This window comes from Chryseobacterium glaciei, from assembly GCF_001648155.1.
Classification (GTDB): Bacteria; Bacteroidota; Bacteroidia; order Flavobacteriales; family Weeksellaceae; genus Chryseobacterium; species Chryseobacterium glaciei.
The window spans coordinates 3,916,185-3,933,179 of the sequence record NZ_CP015199.1 but is presented as its reverse complement, the minus strand read 5'-3'; the positions used below and the strand labels follow the sequence as shown (position 1 = coordinate 3,933,179).

Annotated in this window: 20 protein-coding genes; 10 read left to right on the top strand and 10 right to left on the bottom strand. The window is 32.7% G+C overall.

The window, feature by feature from the left end:
• Window positions 1-28: 28 nt before the first annotated feature.
• The 4 genes from A0O34_RS17710 to A0O34_RS17695 all read right to left on the bottom strand — a co-directional run bounded on the left by A0O34_RS17710 (window position 29) and on the right by A0O34_RS17695 (window position 3,185).
• Window positions 29-742: a dihydrofolate reductase family protein gene (locus A0O34_RS17710; RefSeq protein WP_082891195.1), complete on the bottom strand. Its 714-nt coding sequence runs from the start codon at window positions 740-742 to the stop codon at window positions 29-31.
• A gap of 67 nt (window positions 743-809) precedes the next feature.
• Window positions 810-1,370, bottom strand: a complete 561-nt coding sequence (locus A0O34_RS17705) for a Crp/Fnr family transcriptional regulator (protein WP_066757623.1) — start codon at window positions 1,368-1,370, stop codon at window positions 810-812.
• 353 nt (window positions 1,371-1,723) lie between these two features.
• The gene (locus A0O34_RS17700; RefSeq protein WP_157886055.1) at window positions 1,724-2,704 is read right to left on the bottom strand and encodes a DUF5700 domain-containing putative Zn-dependent protease; all 981 of its coding nucleotides are present in this window, start codon (window positions 2,702-2,704) and stop codon (window positions 1,724-1,726) included.
• Window positions 2,705-2,945: 241 nt separating this feature from the next.
• Window positions 2,946-3,185, bottom strand: a complete 240-nt coding sequence (locus tag A0O34_RS17695; protein ID WP_066757618.1) for a hypothetical protein — start codon at window positions 3,183-3,185, stop codon at window positions 2,946-2,948.
• 222 nt (window positions 3,186-3,407) lie between these two features.
• On the opposite strand from A0O34_RS17695, the gene A0O34_RS17690 reads away from it, so the two are divergent.
• The 3 genes from A0O34_RS17690 to A0O34_RS17680 all read left to right on the top strand — a co-directional run bounded on the left by A0O34_RS17690 (window position 3,408) and on the right by A0O34_RS17680 (window position 6,147).
• Window positions 3,408-3,749, top strand: coding sequence for a helix-turn-helix domain-containing protein (locus A0O34_RS17690; RefSeq protein ID WP_066757613.1), 342 nt, complete (start codon window positions 3,408-3,410; stop codon window positions 3,747-3,749).
• Window positions 3,750-3,860: 111 nt separating this feature from the next.
• Entirely contained in the window at window positions 3,861-4,553 is a 693-nt protein-coding gene (locus A0O34_RS17685; RefSeq protein ID WP_157886054.1) for a siderophore-interacting protein, read from the top strand.
• 790 nt (window positions 4,554-5,343) lie between these two features.
• Window positions 5,344-6,147, top strand: coding sequence for a helix-turn-helix domain-containing protein (locus tag A0O34_RS17680; RefSeq protein WP_066757608.1), 804 nt, complete (start codon window positions 5,344-5,346; stop codon window positions 6,145-6,147).
• A 119-nt stretch (window positions 6,148-6,266) separates the two neighbouring features.
• On the opposite strand, the gene A0O34_RS17675 is transcribed toward A0O34_RS17680, so the two are convergent.
• Together A0O34_RS17675 and A0O34_RS17670 are read right to left on the bottom strand one after the other, a co-directional pair.
• Complete coding sequence (locus A0O34_RS17675; RefSeq protein WP_066757605.1) at window positions 6,267-6,887, bottom strand: hypothetical protein; 621 nt, start codon at window positions 6,885-6,887, stop codon at window positions 6,267-6,269.
• A 42-nt stretch (window positions 6,888-6,929) separates the two neighbouring features.
• Window positions 6,930-7,370 carry a hypothetical protein gene (locus A0O34_RS17670; protein ID WP_066757594.1) on the bottom strand — a complete coding sequence of 147 codons (441 nt, stop codon included), beginning with the start codon at window positions 7,368-7,370 and terminating at the stop codon, window positions 6,930-6,932.
• A 328-nt stretch (window positions 7,371-7,698) separates the two neighbouring features.
• Here A0O34_RS17670 and A0O34_RS17665 point away from each other — a divergent pair, with 328 nt between their 5' ends.
• The 7 genes from A0O34_RS17665 (at window position 7,699) to A0O34_RS17635 (ending at window position 12,679) form a co-directional block, all read left to right on the top strand.
• A complete protein-coding gene (locus A0O34_RS17665; protein ID WP_066757592.1) occupies window positions 7,699-8,253 on the top strand; it encodes a hypothetical protein in 555 nt (184 codons plus the stop codon).
• 156 nt (window positions 8,254-8,409) lie between these two features.
• Window positions 8,410-9,411, top strand: a complete 1,002-nt coding sequence (locus A0O34_RS17660; RefSeq protein WP_066757590.1) for an SPFH domain-containing protein — start codon at window positions 8,410-8,412, stop codon at window positions 9,409-9,411.
• Between the two features lie 10 nt (window positions 9,412-9,421).
• A complete protein-coding gene (locus tag A0O34_RS17655) occupies window positions 9,422-9,661 on the top strand; it encodes a hypothetical protein (protein WP_066757588.1) in 240 nt (79 codons plus the stop codon).
• A 14-nt stretch (window positions 9,662-9,675) separates the two neighbouring features.
• Window positions 9,676-10,863 (top strand): hypothetical protein, encoded by a 1,188-nt coding sequence (locus A0O34_RS17650; protein WP_066757585.1) that lies wholly within the window; start codon window positions 9,676-9,678, stop codon window positions 10,861-10,863.
• Window positions 10,864-10,870: 7 nt separating this feature from the next.
• The gene (locus A0O34_RS17645) at window positions 10,871-11,488 is read left to right on the top strand and encodes a hypothetical protein (protein ID WP_066757583.1); all 618 of its coding nucleotides are present in this window, start codon (window positions 10,871-10,873) and stop codon (window positions 11,486-11,488) included.
• Between the two features lie 40 nt (window positions 11,489-11,528).
• Window positions 11,529-11,894 carry a hypothetical protein gene (locus tag A0O34_RS17640; RefSeq protein ID WP_066757580.1) on the top strand — a complete coding sequence of 122 codons (366 nt, stop codon included), beginning with the start codon at window positions 11,529-11,531 and terminating at the stop codon, window positions 11,892-11,894.
• A gap of 155 nt (window positions 11,895-12,049) precedes the next feature.
• Window positions 12,050-12,679 (top strand): hypothetical protein, encoded by a 630-nt coding sequence (locus tag A0O34_RS17635; RefSeq protein WP_066757576.1) that lies wholly within the window; start codon window positions 12,050-12,052, stop codon window positions 12,677-12,679.
• A gap of 190 nt (window positions 12,680-12,869) precedes the next feature.
• Here A0O34_RS17635 and A0O34_RS17630 read toward each other — a convergent pair whose 3' ends face one another.
• From A0O34_RS17630 to A0O34_RS17615, 4 genes are all read right to left on the bottom strand, one after another.
• Window positions 12,870-13,457, bottom strand: coding sequence for a hypothetical protein (locus tag A0O34_RS17630; RefSeq protein ID WP_066757573.1), 588 nt, complete (start codon window positions 13,455-13,457; stop codon window positions 12,870-12,872).
• A gap of 49 nt (window positions 13,458-13,506) precedes the next feature.
• Window positions 13,507-14,181, bottom strand: a complete 675-nt coding sequence (locus tag A0O34_RS17625; RefSeq protein ID WP_066757569.1) for a hypothetical protein — start codon at window positions 14,179-14,181, stop codon at window positions 13,507-13,509.
• 68 nt (window positions 14,182-14,249) lie between these two features.
• Window positions 14,250-15,404: an immunity 26/phosphotriesterase HocA family protein gene (locus tag A0O34_RS17620; RefSeq protein ID WP_066757566.1), complete on the bottom strand. Its 1,155-nt coding sequence runs from the start codon at window positions 15,402-15,404 to the stop codon at window positions 14,250-14,252.
• Window positions 15,405-15,523: 119 nt separating this feature from the next.
• Entirely contained in the window at window positions 15,524-16,894 is a 1,371-nt protein-coding gene (locus tag A0O34_RS17615) for a hypothetical protein (protein WP_066757563.1), read from the bottom strand.
• Window positions 16,895-16,995 lie beyond the last annotated feature (101 nt).

Sequence of the window (16,995 nt, the reverse complement as noted above, 5' to 3'; positions counted from 1 at the left end):
TCCTTTCTATTATTTTATGAGATGATATTTAAATTTTATGAAAATTATATCGTATCCAAACGATTCCATCTTCTAAAACCTCGGTAGAAATATATTCTAATGCTTGCCCAAATGCTGGCAGTTCATCTTGCGTTCCCAAATAATCAAAAATAGTAGGAGCACCCTTTAGCCCGTCTATGCCAGGATATATCATTAAACTGAGTTCAGTTATTAATCCTGCTTTGAGAAAAGCTCCATTGATAATTCCGCCACCTTCAAGCAACAAGTTATTTATATTAAATTCTAAACGTAATTTATCTACTGCCAAAGTAAGATCATTACCGTCTTTTCCTGCAAACAAATAAGATACATTATGGTTTCGTAAATGACTTAGGTATTCGTCAGAAACTTGTTCACCAAGTATAGCAATGATGTTATTATCATAATCATTGCTAATTTCATAAGATGTTTTCCCTGCAGAATCTAATACAATAGTTGTTTTTTTTCCTTCATCAATAGATATATGAGTTTCAAAATTTTCTGTTGGTTGGTAATTATTGTTAGCAAAAATAGCTGGAATAAAAAACTCATTTAAAGTATTTCTGCCAACCAACAATGCGTCACACTGAAAATTATCGCCCAGCTGAAAGTAAAGTTCTCCTAATTCATCCATTGATTTACCTCTAAAATGTTTGCTTAATCTTTCCGGCAACAATCCACCATCAACCGAGCTCATCATATGGCATATAATTTTTGATTTCATTTCTTTATTTTATTATACAAAGAAATAAAAAATAGGAAGCGGTATTTTTGACAAAAGTCAAAATCGTCTATTTCTTTCTAATACGACTTAAAGTTTCTGCTTTGACACCTAAATATGAAGCTATATGTCCCAAAGAAATTCTTTGGATGGCATCTGGTTTATAAATTTTTAACGAATTGTAACGCTGTTCGGCACTTTCGGTTTGTAGTGACATTGCTCTTTCTGCAACAATTACACAACATTCCTCTGCTATTTTCCTTCCTATTGTACTCATCTCGTGTGATTTTTTATAAAGATCGTTAAGATCTTTACTTGAAATATAATAGTACGTCGAATTTTCTAAAAACTGAATATTCTCGAAAGAAGGTTCATTGTAAAAAAGTGGCATTGCAGCTCCCATTATAGAATCTTCAAAACCAAACCAAGAATTAATTTCGCGGTCATCTTTGATAAAGAAAGATCTTACTAGGCCAGTCTCAATTAAAAAAAGACTAGAAATCGATTGACCTTGTTTTATAAAAAAATCGCCCTTTTGCTTTGTCTGCCTCTTTGTGACAATTAATAATTGCTGCTCAATATCAATAGGAATTTCACCGTATTCTTTAAATTTATTAATTAGTGGGTTCATAGTCTTTGGTCTGTTAAAAATGTCTAGAGTGTATTGGTAAGGTTTTTCAAAATTAGAAAATATATTGGAAGTAACCACTGAACTCAAAATTTCTGATTCCGATATAGAAAATATAGGAACACCGGAATTTTAATCTATCCTTTTTTGGAAGAAAACCTATATTGAAACGTCTTATTTCGAACGAATCATTAACAAAGATGAAAGTACTTCTGAGATAGATGTTATTTTAAATATGAATTAAAAATCATTGGTAAAGTTAACAACTATTATACTGCTATTGGTGAATATTTTTAAGAAAAATAAAGGACGAATCAATGATCTGTCCTTTTTTATATCCGCTAAAGATATCTCTTTTACTGATACTGATCAATTTTTGCTTTAGATCTGTATTTTTTATCCAACTCACGAATAATGTCCATTGTAGTTGTGGAAAGAACATAGGCATCTTTATTTTTTCTAGATGCTTTATCATATAAATAAACAAACTGAAAAGGATCATCAATATGTTTGATTAATTCTTTTTTATACCCTCCTTTTTCTATAATGTTGGACATATAAAATCCTGGAACATGCCCACTGGTATTCCAGTTATTAATAAGTTTATTCAGCTTTAGCTTCGATCGGTCTAAAGGTTTTACAGATAATATAGAATCAATATTTTTAATCGATTTCGCTCCGTCTGTAAGGAATTCCAAACTCGTTTCTCTTTGAAAATTCAAGAGCTTGACCGCCGTTTTTCCTTCATAGACCTTATCTGTTAAATCTGCACTTCCTTCATTCAGTATTTTTTGAAGTAGGCTTACAATCACTTTGTCCTGGTCTTCTACCTCAAATATAAGCTGTGGTCTCAATACATGATGAAACTCATGACCTCCCATTGCCCCCATTTTATTGGCATCATGAAAATAGGCTGCCATCAGCGTGAACATCATCCACCCAGGTTCCACGTGGGCATCATTATGTATAGGAATAATGGTCACTTTAAATTCAGGTGCTTTTCTATGGTATTTCTTCGGAAGCATGGTGTAAGTATACTGATAGCAGGTGTCAAAATACTCTTTAGGATTTTTTTGGATATCTGTAAGATATTTTTTCATGTTGTCTTCGTTCACTTTATACTCGTTCACGATGTAAATCCACCAGTTTTTGATTGGGTTTTTCAGTTTTTCCTGTAAAACAGCGGAATTTTTTGGCATATACACGATTTCCATGCTCTTTCTGTAATTTTCTATATAAATACTGTCAAAACCCTGATCTTTCATATAAACCTGTATGGCCTCATTTTTTAAAAACTGATTCCAGGTCTGTTTATCAAGAGGCTTATCCTTTTTCAAGTTGTCTGTCAACTTAAAATATTCCCAACAAGTTGAGTCCTCAAAGGTTTGAGAATACAGTATTTGGGACGTAAGAAAAATGAATAATGTTAATAGAATTCGGTGTATCATAGATTTATTTATTTAATGAAATGTTATGTGGCTAAAATACTAAAAAGCACAGTGGTTATTATGATTTAGTTTATTTTAACAGGAGTGAGTTTATTTTTAGTTTTACAATCTGAAAAAGAAAGAGGTATTTTCAACATACCAACTGCTTTGGATTTCTTTTTGAGGGGTCGATTTTTATATTTTTTTTTTTTTTAATATTGGCTACATCTTGATTTTCAGGATTCATTTCCAATAGTTTTTGGTAGCTCTGTCTGGCTTTATCCTTTTGTACGGCTTCCAGATAAGCTTCTCCCAGACCGTCCTTGTAGGATATTATGGTATTCACCCTGAACACATCAATAGCTTTGGTAACCTCTTTTTGCTTAAGCAAGGCAAGCCGACCCCGTTCAGATAGTTTTCAGTAAGGATATTATAATTGACATCATCTATTTTCGCCTGGCGATACGCCTGTGAAGATTCTTCTGGTTTTTCTCCTGATCTCTTTAATGTAAGTTTCAGGAGTTGGTTTTTTCCTGGTGTTCATAATATCAAATTTAAAAAATTAATCTCTTATGAAACACTCCTTAAGTGAGAGCCTAAATCAGTACACTTTTTGCTGACGATTTACAATCAAACGGAAAGAATTTCATCCAATTTCAAAAAACTAATCTTTCAAAACAACTTTTTAGAAAGTCCTTCGTTTTTTGCAAAAAAATTAAATATAAGCACGTCACATTTAAACGACTGCGTAAATTCAAATACAGGAAAATCAGTTACCTATTGGCTACAAAATGCGATGATTGTTGAGGCTCAACGACTTTTGTACTATACAGACAATGATGTAAAAGAAATTGCATACAATTTGGGGTTTGAAGACCATTCTTATTTTTCAAGACTATTCAAAAAAATAAGTAATGAAACACCTCTATCATTTCGCAGAAAATTCCGTGAATAATCCTAATCATTTCCTTTTTCTATTTAATAGCTAAGTCGGCGTTTATTTTAAACTTTGCATAATCAAAATTTTAAAATTATGCCATCAGTACCAAAGATAATAGGCGACTTTATGGAGTTAACATTTAGCAGTAAAATCTGTAAAGTTAGCGTTGCTTCCATTATAGAAACAAGCCCGAACATTAAAACAATTACATTTAAAGGAACGGTTCCAAATGTAAAATTCAGAATTGGACAAGCTATAATTATCCGAGTTGACGATATCAATTATAGAAATTATACGCCAAGTAAATGGGATAGCGAATTAGGAACATTTGAAGTCGTTTTCCATATTCACGGTAATGGACCAGGAAGCCATTTTATCAGCAATCTGAAAATCAGCGACAAAGTAACAGTTGGTATGCCCAGGGGATTTAATATTTATAAAAAAGAAGCAAAATATCATTTCTTTTTTGGCGATGAAACTTGCATTAGTGTTTTCAAAATTTTGAAAGACGAAATAAATAATGACGATAATAATTATTTGGGAATTTTAGAATTAGATGCTGTTTCTACAAAGGAACTCAATAAAATTGGACTTATAGTCGACATCGTACCAAAATCAATTGATAAAGCGAAGTTCGCACTTGAAGCCTTGAATAAATTGGATGGCAAAGTTTGGGATTTATGGCAGAACGGATATTTTTATTTAATGGGCAACGCAAAGTCCATTCAAACATTTAGGCAAGCCTTAAAAGAGAAGTGTGTGCAAAGCAAGAACATATATACAAAACCATTTTGGGCAGACGGAAAAGTTGGGCTTTGACACGTAGATAGAAAAAGTGCAGTCTTTTTTACAGAAGATTAAAGTAAGAAATTTTATATCAAAAGCAGTTTTTTACTTTGCTAGTGTTTCTTCTCTTCCTAACATATCACAATAGAATACAAATACCTGCATATTTGAAAACTAAAAACCCAACTTGTAGTCAAAGCTGGGTTTTAGTTTTAAGAAACCGAACAAATATTGAACTCGCAATCTACTTACAAATAAATAATTCTTCTTCAGTTTTTCTAATTTTTTCGAAAGGGCTCCATCTTTGCTAAAATAATATAGCAGGTCAATATCTAGTCTAGGATTTTATTTTTCTACAAATATTTTACCCAATGGTGAAAGCTCGTAGCCAACTGTATGGCTTATGGTCAACCCTAAGTTAGAGCCTAAATTAGTGCACTTTTTGTTGACGATTTACAATTTATGAGATAACGTAATTGATTAAAAATTTCGAAAGTAATTCTAAGCCTATTTGAGGATGATGATATATTTACCAAGATGGGTTTTTCTCTATTAGCCACTTGTAACAAGTCTACTGTAACTTCACTCCACTTGTCCAATTGCACATTCCTACCCTTAAAAAAAATAATCAAAAAATATTTTGTTTGCGACCCATTAAAGCCAATGAGTCATATAAATAAAATAATGGTTTAAAACTTGTCTGCTTTTAGAAAAGTTGGCAAAGCGATTGCTTTATAATTGTATATTCGTTAAAACGAAGTAATTTACTATGTTGGTTGCGTCGTAAAAGTTTCAATAAGATGTAAAAGGTAAAATCTGATAAATGAAAGTTGACTTTTATAAACCTAAAAATAATATTCTAAAGAAACATATTGCGGGATACTATTTTGTTTCAGAGGATAGGAATTCCACACCCGTAAGCTATTTGACCTTCCCTAACAACTACTGTATTCTTTCCATATACCAAAATGCAGAAGAAGTATTTTCAAAAAATCGCTATATCATTAGACCTTCGAAAGAAAATAAAATTGTTTCTAGTTTATTTTCCAGATATTCAAAGCCTATCGAAATAATTTATGAAAATCTGGTCAATGAGATAACCATCTATTTCAATCCAATCAAAATAAATCATTTTATTGACAATCCAAAAATTTTCGAAGAAGCACAAATTTCAGATTTCATCCCTTTTCCTGATTTTGAAGAAAAAATGGAATTGATTTTCAACCATACTTGCAGAGACAAGCAGATTAAACTTTTGGAGGATTATTTAATATCAAAATTTGCAAAAAAAGATCTTAGCATTATTGAGCAGATCTTATCAGATATTGATGCAGGCCTGAGACTTGAGCTCATTGCCGAAAAATATAATTTCACAAGACAACATATCAACAAGATATTCTCAAAAAATGTCGGAAAAACACCATCCGAATACAGAAAAGTCCAACGGTTCAGGAATGCTTTGCTCAATCAAAAAATCAGCGCAAACCTTACAGATCTGTCTAACGATAACTTGTATTTCGACCAATCACATTTCATCAGACATTTTAAAGAATTGACCGATAAGAAGCCAAGTGATTTCTTTAAAAAAGTTGATATAGATAAAGAAAATATTTGGCTTTATCTTTAGACTTTCCATTTTTACAATTTTAAGAAGCAACAACTTCCTTTCTTTGTTATACAATCAAAGAGAAAGTGTTGACCATATTAATTTAAATCAGATACTTTTCGGACTAGTTTTTATCAGTATCATATCTCCAACTTCCTAAGGTCAGTGAGCAGTATGTATCCTTCTGTTTCTTTACCTTTTGGATCAGTATAATAAACGTAAACCCAATTGCCCGCCTCTATCCTATCCAGCTTGAGCGCGACTTTATTTCCCTTTACAACATAGGAATTGAGTTTTGAAGCAGCATTTGGTTCTTTATGGAAATAAGATTTAGCTGCAAAAACGGTATAATCTCCAGCTGTAGCATTGGTGATCTTAGTGTACGATCCATTAAAATCTTCCGGCAAATGATCAACTGTGCAATTGTCAAATGATACACATAGTTTCTTCTGTTCCAATGACAAGGTCACTTCACAGTCAGACTCATTTTCATTGCTTTTTAGTCTTACTTTATTGGAAATCAACGTACCCGAACCATAATATGAGCCTGTCTGTGCACTTGGGGTATTCCACCATGCGAATATCTCTGCTTCCGCCTGATTCCCTTTTTTCATAAAAGAAATATAACAATAAGAACCATTTTTGTTATTGAGTTGATAGATGCCATTCTGTGCAAATACTTTAACACTCAGAAAAAAGGTGATACAAATGATTGCTGCGAAAACTGCTTTGTGAAGTAATTTTTTATCTGGAAACTTCATATTGTATTCTAAAAAATTGTGATTTAAAAATATGTATATCATTCAGGTGCGTAATGCCGATCTAATTTTTTCAGTATATGATGAAGACGTTTCTAGATCCTCACTGAAAACTACATCTCCAGTTGTTTTTTCCGTAATCGTCAAAGTATGGAATGTCTTTCTGAAAATCGAAAAAAGAGGTCTATGTTTCATTGCTAAAAACCGCTCCGAAATGGTAAAATCGTATTCTGATCTGCCAAATTCTCTCTTGTAGATGCGCACATATTGATCTGTTATTACGCATCTGTTTCTAAGGTAAGTCGCAATGAGCATCAGAGGGAGTATAACAAAACCTAAAAGGCTCCAGGCACCAATCCTTACATGCGAACTTTCACCTAAAATAAGACCGTAGTACAAATTATAAAATGAGCCTCCAATGATAAACGGTGCCAATAACGAATAGAAAATCAACGTTGATTTTGATAGATTGAATGTCTGTTTCATAGGATCATATTTTCATTTACCAATCTAATCAATTTTCAAATCCTGGCAACTGCTAGAGGTTTTTATTTTTACAAATTACTCATTTAAAAGCATCTAGAAAAGAACACTGATAGTAACTTAAAATATACTCAAGGATATACTTTCTATGTTTAATGTTCCATTTTTACAATTTATTCCAGATTCTTAGCAGTATTTTTGTTTAAAAAAATTGTAAATTTCTTGAGAAATTACATTAACGCAAGTTTGAGCTATTTCAGTTTCTCATTATCGGAAACCGAGAATAATTATTCGTGAGGATAAAATCGTTTGTAGATCAAACCCAATAATTATGAAAAATAAGATATTTTTAGTCATCGTTCTATTTTTTGTGCTTATCTTAAATTCGTGCGAAAAAAAGATCACAAATGACCCAATGGCAGTTAAAGATAATTCTGTGCTGCAGGCAAAACTTTTAAGTGATACCAAAAAATTTAACGCTCTTGCAAAAAGAGACAGCAGTAATTTAAAAAAACTTGAGGAAATTAAGCTCAAGTATAAAAGTATAGTAGATTCCATCGGGATCTGCCACAATTGGAAGGGAAAGATCACCTTACTGGATCTGGATGAAGTGGATGCCTACTCAAGCGATACGGTTGTGATGAGAATTGGTGTGGAGAATATTTATGACAAAGGGTATCAGGATTATTTTTCTTTTATGCAGGTAAAGGCTATTCCTAAAAATGGAAAATTATATGAAAAACTGAGCCGCATTAAGGAAAATAGCGAGGTCGTTTTTAGCGGTAGATTACTAGGTGTAGGTTTGCACGATATGTCCCCTGGCTACGAGTTCAGCAACTTCCATATTGAAACGGAATTTTCGGATATTAGAGCCTTGGATAAATAAAGGCAAAGTATTAAACAAATCAATTAATAATAACTTTAATTTTCAACAGGAAAACCTAGTATAATTCGGTTTAAGATTGAAGATTAGGTACAGCTAGTATAATTCTGACTTTCTTTTTGGAGAGCAAATTGATTAAAATAATAAAACAGTAGACATATGGGTTTAGGAGATTTTTTCAGAAGCCAACTTTCTCAGGTTATTGAGTGGAAAGACCAGCAACCAGATTTTTTGATTCATAAATTCCCATCTGAAAATGATGAGATTAAAAACGCATCCAAACTTATCGTAGCTCCAGGCCAGGGAGCCATTTTAGTTTACGAAGGCAAAGTAACAGATCATTTGGCTGAGGAAGGTATTTTTGATCTCGAAAGTGATAACCATCCGTTTATTACAACCTTACTTAAACTTCGTACAAACTTTGAAAGCGAGCACAAATTAAAGATCTATTTCTACCGGACTTCTGAAGTTGTCAATCAAGGATGGGGAACATCACAGGCTATCAAATATGTTGATCCAGTTTATAGAATTCCTGTAGAATTAGGTGCTAACGGCACTTTTTCTTTCAGAATAACTGATCCTCAGTATCTTTTTTCTAATGTGGTAGGCTCAAGAGATCAATATTTAGTGGCTGAAGCAAGGGAGTTGTTACAGGGCAGATTTCCGCAGAGTTTAGCTTCGGTCCTTGCGCAAGGCAGCTTTTCCTATCAGCACATTGATGCGCAACTACCCTCTTTGTCCAAAGATATTCGTGAACAGCTGCAGCCAGAGTTGCATAACCTTGGATTTTCATTAACTGATTTTAAACTCAACGGAACAATATTCGATCAGGCAACAACGGAAAGAATCGGTAAAATTGCTGACATTACTGCAGAATCAATGGCCGCGGGCGAAGGCGGATTATCCTATATTGATATGGAGAAGCTAAAAGCACTTCGTGACGCCGCACGTAACGAAGGCGGACTTGCAGGTGCAGGTCTCCAACTGGGTGTCGGTATGGAATTAGGCAAAACATTTGATGTTGCCAAAGAAAAACAATTAAATGCCGAAGCACCTGATATTGTAACAAAATTGCAACAGCTAAAACTTTTGCTTACCGAAGATATCATCACCCAAGAAGAATTTGATAACAAAAAGAAAGAGTGGCTGGATAAATTTTAAATATTGAAAAATGAAAAAAATCATAGGAATTGTTATCACGCTCTTAAGTATAGCATTAATTGGAATAATCATATTACGCATCTGGAATATTGAGATCATCAGCCTTGAAAACATTATTAGAAGTAGTGCTACATTGATTTTACTTGGTTTGGCAATTGTGATATTGAGCATCGTTTACGGCACTTTTTTAAGAAATAACAAGCAGGAGTACAATCAAAAAACAGGAAACAGAGCACATCCTAAACAGTAACATTCAAATTAAATATGGCGAAGAATATTAAGGCGATCAAATGTCCGAATTGTGGCAGTATCAAAAAGACGGAGATCAAAACGGATCACTTTCGTTGTCTCAATTGTGATACCGAATATTTCCTTGATAATGATGACATCAACATCAATATCAATCATACGCCCTATCGAGGTACACAACAATCAACAGCAGCAAAAAAAAACACAACTGCTGTAGTAATTACAACAATATTAATATTATTTGTACTCTTTCTGGTTGTTAAAAATTTCAATGGAAATTCGACAGAAGCTACGTCAGCTGAGTCTGAAAAAGAAAAATATGATTATTACGGAAGCGAGATCGTATATCAGAATACAAACACAGGCAAAGCTGTCTTTTTAAGACTGGGACGTGAAGGTATAGTTGGCAAAGACAACAGTGTAGATTATGTGAATACACACGCAGTTTTTATCGATCCGGTGACCAAAAAGCAATTTAAAGATGATATGATCTTTGAACGCATCAGGAGACTGGATGATTACTTTAGTACATTTGAAGTTTATCAGGATGGGACCATATATATGACCTATCCAGGAGAAAAGTTGTTTACAATTGACCGTAAAAATAATAAACTTGTAGATGTTACCAAATCTATTTTCAGCAAACATCCCGAAATGAGTTCCGGAATAGCTAAAATAAGTCTCAATGATGACTATTTTGATCTGATGGCAAACGATGGTCAGAAATATTATTATGTACCTAAAGTAGATCTACTTACCAATGATCGCAACGAAGTAGAAAAAGCGATCTACAGCACATATCCCAATACCTGGCTCAAGTTTGATATGTATTTATCTGATAACCTGATGAAGATGACACTTGACAGAGCCACATTAAAACCAACCGGTATCAACGTGCTACCTAATCGCAAGTTTTTCAGACCGCAACTACTATATCAGGATGATAAGAATTTAATTATTGCAACCTACGCCACTGCAAATACAGATGGACCTGTAATGTTGCAAAGCCTTAATGTGGAAACAGGGGCAATTATCTGGTCTCAACCTGCTGTTACTTTTAATTACAGAAGTGCGGCGAAGTGCAACGAGGGCTTCGCAGTTTACTACGCTTCGGGGCAGGATCACGATTACATATCAGGAGTCCTGGTTATTTCACCGGAAGGCAAAGTGATAAACGATTATTTGATCAAGCGTGGGGAATAGAATAACTATGAGTACACAGAAATTGAAAATCATTGCAGACGGTTCAATCATTGCGATCGCCAATGCGCAAAGATATAATGAAACATTGAAAAACCAGACCAATTGGACCTGGAAGCATGTCAATGAATTTTTTCTGGAGGCAAATAGAGATAATTTAATTGTTTTTGTAACCGCCTGGGAAGACGAATGGATTTTTGAATTTTTAATAAATGAAAAAACGAATCAAACTGCTTTTCGACAATTTGAGCAGAGTATTGAAGTTACGGATGAAAATCTTTATCTCGTGAATTGGACGGATTTAACTTCCTCACTGCAATTTGAAAATACAAAAATACCTGATAAGATCAATAAAGATCTAAAGATCAAGATCCCAAATGGATTTTACAGAGTAATCGTAAAACAGCTTTTTGACAATGATAACGATGATTACAGCAGTGAAAATAAAGTTAGCTATGTTGTAGAATTAATCTCTGAAACAGACAATCCGGACATTAAAACTGAAAAAATCAGTTGGACAGAAGATTTCCCTAACGATAATACCAGCTTTTTGAATGACGAACCAAACGAGCTTGATGACTTTTTAGATCAGTTATTAGAAAAAGACAAAATCAATACTGAAAAATAAGTCAAATCCTCACAACAAGTTTTTATAAATACTTAAAAAAATGAGTTACGACATTTCACTCTACAGAATCGAAACCAAAGAAAAAGAAGAAGCAACAGATGATGAAAACTTTTTCGAAAACGAGGGAAATCTGGTTGCATTTACGGCACAGCAATTCCAAGAATTAAAAGAGAGATTGGTAAGTTACGGTTATGAATTCTCAGAGGAAAATGAATTTGGATTGCAGTTCAACCATCAAGAAGAAGACTATGGGAATGCATTATTAACAAAAGAAGCCCTTTTTTTCAGAGCAAGCTGGAATGATGACTCGATCTTTGAAGTTGGAATGACAGCTTCTGAATTTACAGACTCGGGAGAATACGCAAAATATGACTTTCAAAATGGTGAATGGGAAACTTGGGAATGAAAAACTAATAGACTTAAAATCTACCAATCTTGATTTTAAGCACTAAACAATTTTCAATTTAAAGTTTGACAATCTATCTCGCAAATAAATAGTGAAACTACTGCGATAGTAATATAGCTTAGTTTCAAAGAATTGAAAATAATAAACTCAAAACTATGAAAAACATCAATCGATACTTCGTTCTCATTTTCATTTCATTCCAAATCAATTTATCTGCTCAAAATATTAAAGATAAAGACCAGTATGATTATTTAGTAAGAGAAGAAAAGGGTGACTTGAATAGTGATGGTAAGGCAGACAAGATAACAGTGAAAATGGATACAATAAATAAAACAAGACCATTTCTGGTACAGATATTCCTGTCTAAACCCAACGGAAAATTGACTTTAGCAGTCTCTTCAGACCAGATGATTGAACCTCAGTATCCTTCTGAAAATCAAGGAAAATTTAATGGCTATCAGATTCCAAGTTTTTTTATTGAAAAAGGGATTTTGTCAATGTGGAGTGAAATTAAAAGTGGAAATATTACTTACGATTTTAAATATCAAAATGGAAATTTTGAATTGATTAATGTAAAAAAGTTAACCAATAATGCGACCAAAGGATATACTGACGAAAATACAATTTTCACCGAAATGAATTTTGATTTAATTAAAGGCATTATAACAGAAATAGATGAAATATTAGGTTCAGAAAAACCATTAAATAAGAGAAAAAAAACAAAATTGATCAGACCCTTGCCGAAATTACAGAATTTCAAATTTTCTGATAAAAATTTATATTAAAACTCGTAGTGCTGATTACTTCTGACTTTAAATTAGTCATTAAGAGGAAAGAATAATATCACTACTCTTCTTCATGTAACCTCATTATCTTTAGAAAAGACACAGCCACTACTAAAATCCTGTTAATGATTGGTTTCGAATTTTATATTTGTTATTTTTTCAACACCCTACTCCATTTATTCTGATCAAATCATCTGTAATTTAAGACCTCAATCGTTGTAACCGCGGCTAGGTTCTGGTTTCCATTATTTCTAAAAGTTAGTTTAATTTCCCTATCTGAGGAAACTCGTATATGTATCGGTAGAGGTTGCGCCGTAACACCTATGAGTGGTTTTTCAGTTTTAATGTGTCCAAAATAGTCTGTAAAATCTGCAACAGCTAAAGAATCTGTAATAGCTTCAGGAATCAGGAAAATAATTTCTGAATCTGTTGTACGGTTTACTTCTTCATTCGTGTAATATTGTACGATTATGTTTTGTCCGTTCTCCTCTTTCGTTGGGTCGTGCATTACTAATGGCAGTTTACTTAAAAATCTTTTATTTAAAGACCGAATACCAGCTTCATTAAATTTTGCTTCAGAGAGTTTCGATACAGAATCTATATAGGTTAGAAATACCTCAGCTTGACTGGCTTCCAATTCCTTAACTACAGGAATGATAGAGTTGTTTTTCTGACTTTGGTTTTTATCTTCATTACAGCTTAAGAAACAGCTCAGTATACAAGCAAATAGAATATAATAAATATTGTTAGATTTAAAAATAAAAACTGAGTTTCTCATTTGAAATTAATTTAAAAAATAAAACTGAACACAAAAATTAGATAACTTATCATTCACTAACTCCTATACCCATTTCCTTAAAATATTTGTCAGAATCACATTTTTCTGCGCCGATATTGATGATGCCGTTTTGTAGATCCCAATAGCAGGTTTTTGACAGGTTTTTACTATTTACAACAATCAGTCTGTCATAATCCGGTGCGAAGAAAATATACTTGTTTTCATTCTTGACATTCCAATATAAACCATTGTCAGTATTTGGATTTTTCTTTCCGTTTCCATATTTTTTTATGAGCAATTGCTTTACTCCATTCTGATTTTTTTTGCCTTTAATTTCAGCTCTGAAGCCAAAAATTTCACTCGAAATATTCTGCTTTTCTAAGATTTTCAGATTATTCTCAAGTTGTTTTTTGGTTTTAAAAAATGTGCCATCGAAACGTCCTCCTCCATTTTTCATAACACTGTCATTATTTACTTTTGCCGGCAAAAGAAAATAGACCTTATCCACAGGAATGTTGGAAAATACAAATTTTGTACTGTCTGTATCTTCTGCCAAAATTGCGAAAGGATATTCTACACTGTTTGTCCCGATACTTTTTAGTGAAGTTTCACTTAACAGATTTTCCACGGGTTCATTTAACTTTAATGTGGCCAAATCTGTCTGTTCAGCTTTGCTGCAATAAGTGATGAATGGCAAAACCAATATTAATAATAACTGTTTCATTTTTTCTTTTTTTGTATCGTTCTCGTTCTTAAAATTTAAAAGCTGTTCAGCTAAATATATTTATTTTTTTATTTTGCAAGATTTAAATTTTGTTCATAGGCCTTATCTGCATCCAGTCCGAAAAAATCGAATATTTCTTTTCTAATATCTATGTTGATAGGGTTTCTAAGATCGTATTTTATGTTATAGAAGTGGTTGCTTTCCCAATAGGGTTTGTTTGACTGGTCTGCAATACAATCCTGTAGTTTTTCAGTATCCAGACCGTAGCCAATTGACTCATTTCTGTATGGATTTTCGTGGTAACCTGTATGTAAATCCTTATCTTCAATTTTCAGGTATTTATTGAATTTGGATATATCATTCTCTTTATAAATCAAACCATACTGAAGATAAACAGTATTTTTATCATCAGAACTGATGCTTTTGCTGTAAGAGATCAGCATATCATATTCTGAAATTTCCAAAGGCTGATGTCCTATGATCACCTTTTCTCCATAGAAAAACTGGTTGTCCATTACAGCCTGCGACGGTAAAGCCAATGTTTTTGAAAGTTCGTCTAAATTGACATCAAGTGTATTGCTTATTTTGTGATACAGTTTTACAATCAAAGCTTTTCCCATCAAATGGGTTAAACCATAATTTTTATTCGCTTTGAGATTTTCTGTTTTTACCCGTTTAGCAACATCAATCAGGATTCTGCCAAATGCGTAATTTCTTCGGTCGATCTTAAAAGCAAAGAAATCACCTTCTTTATATTTACAGCGTTTTCGTTCTGCGTTTTTAAAGGCCTCAATCTCTGTTAAATCTTTTTCAGTTGTTTCGTCAATCCATTTTGACAGCCATTTCTGAAGCGTTTCAAGATCACCTTTTTCCTCAAAATTCTCCGAATGATAAGTCGTTTGCGTGGTATAATTTGCGATTCTTAAATAATCTGCTGAAAAACTAAAATAAACACCAAATGAACCAAATGACTGCGTCGCCGTAAAGTTGAGCTTTTTAGGTTTTCCTTTTGATGTTTTGGGAAGTAAAATAGTTCTATTTTCAGCTGTCTTTTCTTTCAGTTCCTGTTCGAAATATGAGTTTTCGGTAACTGATATTTTTTTTCTAATTGTATCGCCGTCAAAGTACAGATACATATCATTTAACTTTACTATTTCCCAATTGCTTTCTACAGGAATTAGCCCTAAATATTTTCGTTGCTCATTGGTTAATTCAAAAATCATATCAATATTTTAATAGATGTTGGTTGCAAGTGTTGCTATATTTGTGATCTTAAACTCTTTCAAAATAAAAGAAAAAAACACTTCATTTTATAAGTGCTTCTAAAAAATGACACTGTCTTTTATTTTATTGATTGTATAAGTGTTTTTAAGTCTTTTTTTCTTGTATTAATGATGATCAGCTGACTTTTATCGGATAACAGAATTTTGTAAGTAAAATCCTGATCAGAATTAAACTTCCAATTCGTCAGCTCTTTAAATTTACTCTTGATCAGTTTGAGTTTTTCAATATTATTTTTCGATACAATAATTACTTTTGTCAGTGGCGTTTTTTGCATTTTCTCAATACTTCTTTCTGTAATTTGAGTTTCATATTCTGCGCCGGAACGGTAACGAAAAAGTTGATTGATGATATTGAAATCATTTTCATTTTCAGAAATAACATACCGGTAGGTCATGATATTGTCCAACTCATTGATCCAATTCGGAAAGTTGGTTTCGTACAACTTTATATAACGATCAATAAAATTTTTATCCATTGATTTCTTTTCAGTAATATACTCTTTTACCAAAGGGTAAATCTTTCTTGCCATCAGATCAATATATTGATGATAGTACCAGTCATTCTGATCTAGTTTACCTTCTAGTTTTTCATAGACATACCCATTTCCCAACGCTGTAGCTAAAAGTTCATTCAAAAGCTGATAAGCATAATTACTGCATTTTGATTTATTTTCTTTAAAAGATTGATCAATCTCAATTTTCAGTTCAAGCGATTGTTCGTTATATATGATATGAAAGATCTCATGCATCATCACACTCAACAAATCTTTATAATCCTTTAAATTTGTCTGAATGGCACTTACAAAATTATTGCAGAATGCCTGTGCCGTGAAGTAATCTGAATCTGGCAGCGGGTAGAATGCAATCTGAAACGGGATCGACTGATCCCAACTTGAATGATAAAAAGATAAACCTGTCTGAAAATATTCTTCTATCTGATGGTCATTGGCATAATCTGTAATTTCTATGACCTGTTTTTCAAATTTTTCTTTATTTGGATCATAAATTAATTCGTTATAAATGGGAGTGAACTCCGAAATCAATTCGGTCAGATCATTCAGCGTTTTGATGGGAACAATCCCAATGGAGCGAAGCTTAAAATCAATCAGATGATCAGTTTCAATGAGGTTTTTCTTTAAAACATCTCTCGTCTGCATTGGAATTTTTGATCCGTACGGAAACTCCTCAAATGGATAACTGTAATCAATTGCTAATTTATCAAACTTTGAAATCTTATTTCTGTACTCATCAGTATTATATTTTGACTTTTGAAATGCAGTTTTAAATACATTTTCCGAATGATTTTCAGAGAGATTCTGAATAAATACAAAGACAGCCAATTGTTCGGAATATTTAATTTTAAGGTTTGGCTTTTGTCCAAATGCAAAAATTGTCAAAAATAATAAGGGTATTAAAAATACAGATTTCATATTTTTTTGTCTTTTAAATAATGATTAAATTATAAATTTTCTTAATCCTTTTCTCAAATTCACTTTGCAGAAGGTATCGGAAGCTAAAAAGTATTTTCAGT

Excerpts from the sequence above, each read along its gene's own strand:
- A0O34_RS17635 (WP_066757576.1), top strand. The coding sequence starts at position 12,050 with ATGAAAAACATCAATCGATACTTCGTTCTCATTTTCATTTCATTCCAA.
- A0O34_RS17665 (WP_066757592.1), top strand. The coding sequence starts at position 7,699 with ATGAAAAATAAGATATTTTTAGTCATCGTTCTATTTTTTGTGCTTATC.
- A0O34_RS17640 (WP_066757580.1), top strand. The coding sequence starts at position 11,529 with ATGAGTTACGACATTTCACTCTACAGAATCGAAACCAAAGAAAAAGAA.
- A0O34_RS17710 (WP_082891195.1), bottom strand. The coding sequence starts at position 742 with ATGAAATCAAAAATTATATGCCATATGATGAGCTCGGTTGATGGTGGA.
- A0O34_RS17650 (WP_066757585.1), top strand. The coding sequence starts at position 9,676 with ATGGCGAAGAATATTAAGGCGATCAAATGTCCGAATTGTGGCAGTATC.
- A0O34_RS17675 (WP_066757605.1), bottom strand. The coding sequence starts at position 6,887 with ATGAAGTTTCCAGATAAAAAATTACTTCACAAAGCAGTTTTCGCAGCA.
- A0O34_RS17620 (WP_066757566.1), bottom strand. The coding sequence starts at position 15,404 with ATGATTTTTGAATTAACCAATGAGCAACGAAAATATTTAGGGCTAATT.
- A0O34_RS17655 (WP_066757588.1), top strand. The coding sequence starts at position 9,422 with ATGAAAAAAATCATAGGAATTGTTATCACGCTCTTAAGTATAGCATTA.
- A0O34_RS17685 (WP_157886054.1), top strand. The coding sequence starts at position 3,861 with ATGGAGTTAACATTTAGCAGTAAAATCTGTAAAGTTAGCGTTGCTTCC.
- A0O34_RS17630 (WP_066757573.1), bottom strand. The coding sequence starts at position 13,457 with ATGAGAAACTCAGTTTTTATTTTTAAATCTAACAATATTTATTATATT.
- A0O34_RS17615 (WP_066757563.1), bottom strand. The coding sequence starts at position 16,894 with ATGAAATCTGTATTTTTAATACCCTTATTATTTTTGACAATTTTTGCA.
- A0O34_RS17660 (WP_066757590.1), top strand. The coding sequence starts at position 8,410 with ATGGGTTTAGGAGATTTTTTCAGAAGCCAACTTTCTCAGGTTATTGAG.
- A0O34_RS17645 (WP_066757583.1), top strand. The coding sequence starts at position 10,871 with ATGAGTACACAGAAATTGAAAATCATTGCAGACGGTTCAATCATTGCG.
- A0O34_RS17680 (WP_066757608.1), top strand. The coding sequence starts at position 5,344 with ATGAAAGTTGACTTTTATAAACCTAAAAATAATATTCTAAAGAAACAT.
- A0O34_RS17705 (WP_066757623.1), bottom strand. The coding sequence starts at position 1,370 with ATGAACCCACTAATTAATAAATTTAAAGAATACGGTGAAATTCCTATT.
- A0O34_RS17625 (WP_066757569.1), bottom strand. The coding sequence starts at position 14,181 with ATGAAACAGTTATTATTAATATTGGTTTTGCCATTCATCACTTATTGC.
- A0O34_RS17670 (WP_066757594.1), bottom strand. The coding sequence starts at position 7,370 with ATGAAACAGACATTCAATCTATCAAAATCAACGTTGATTTTCTATTCG.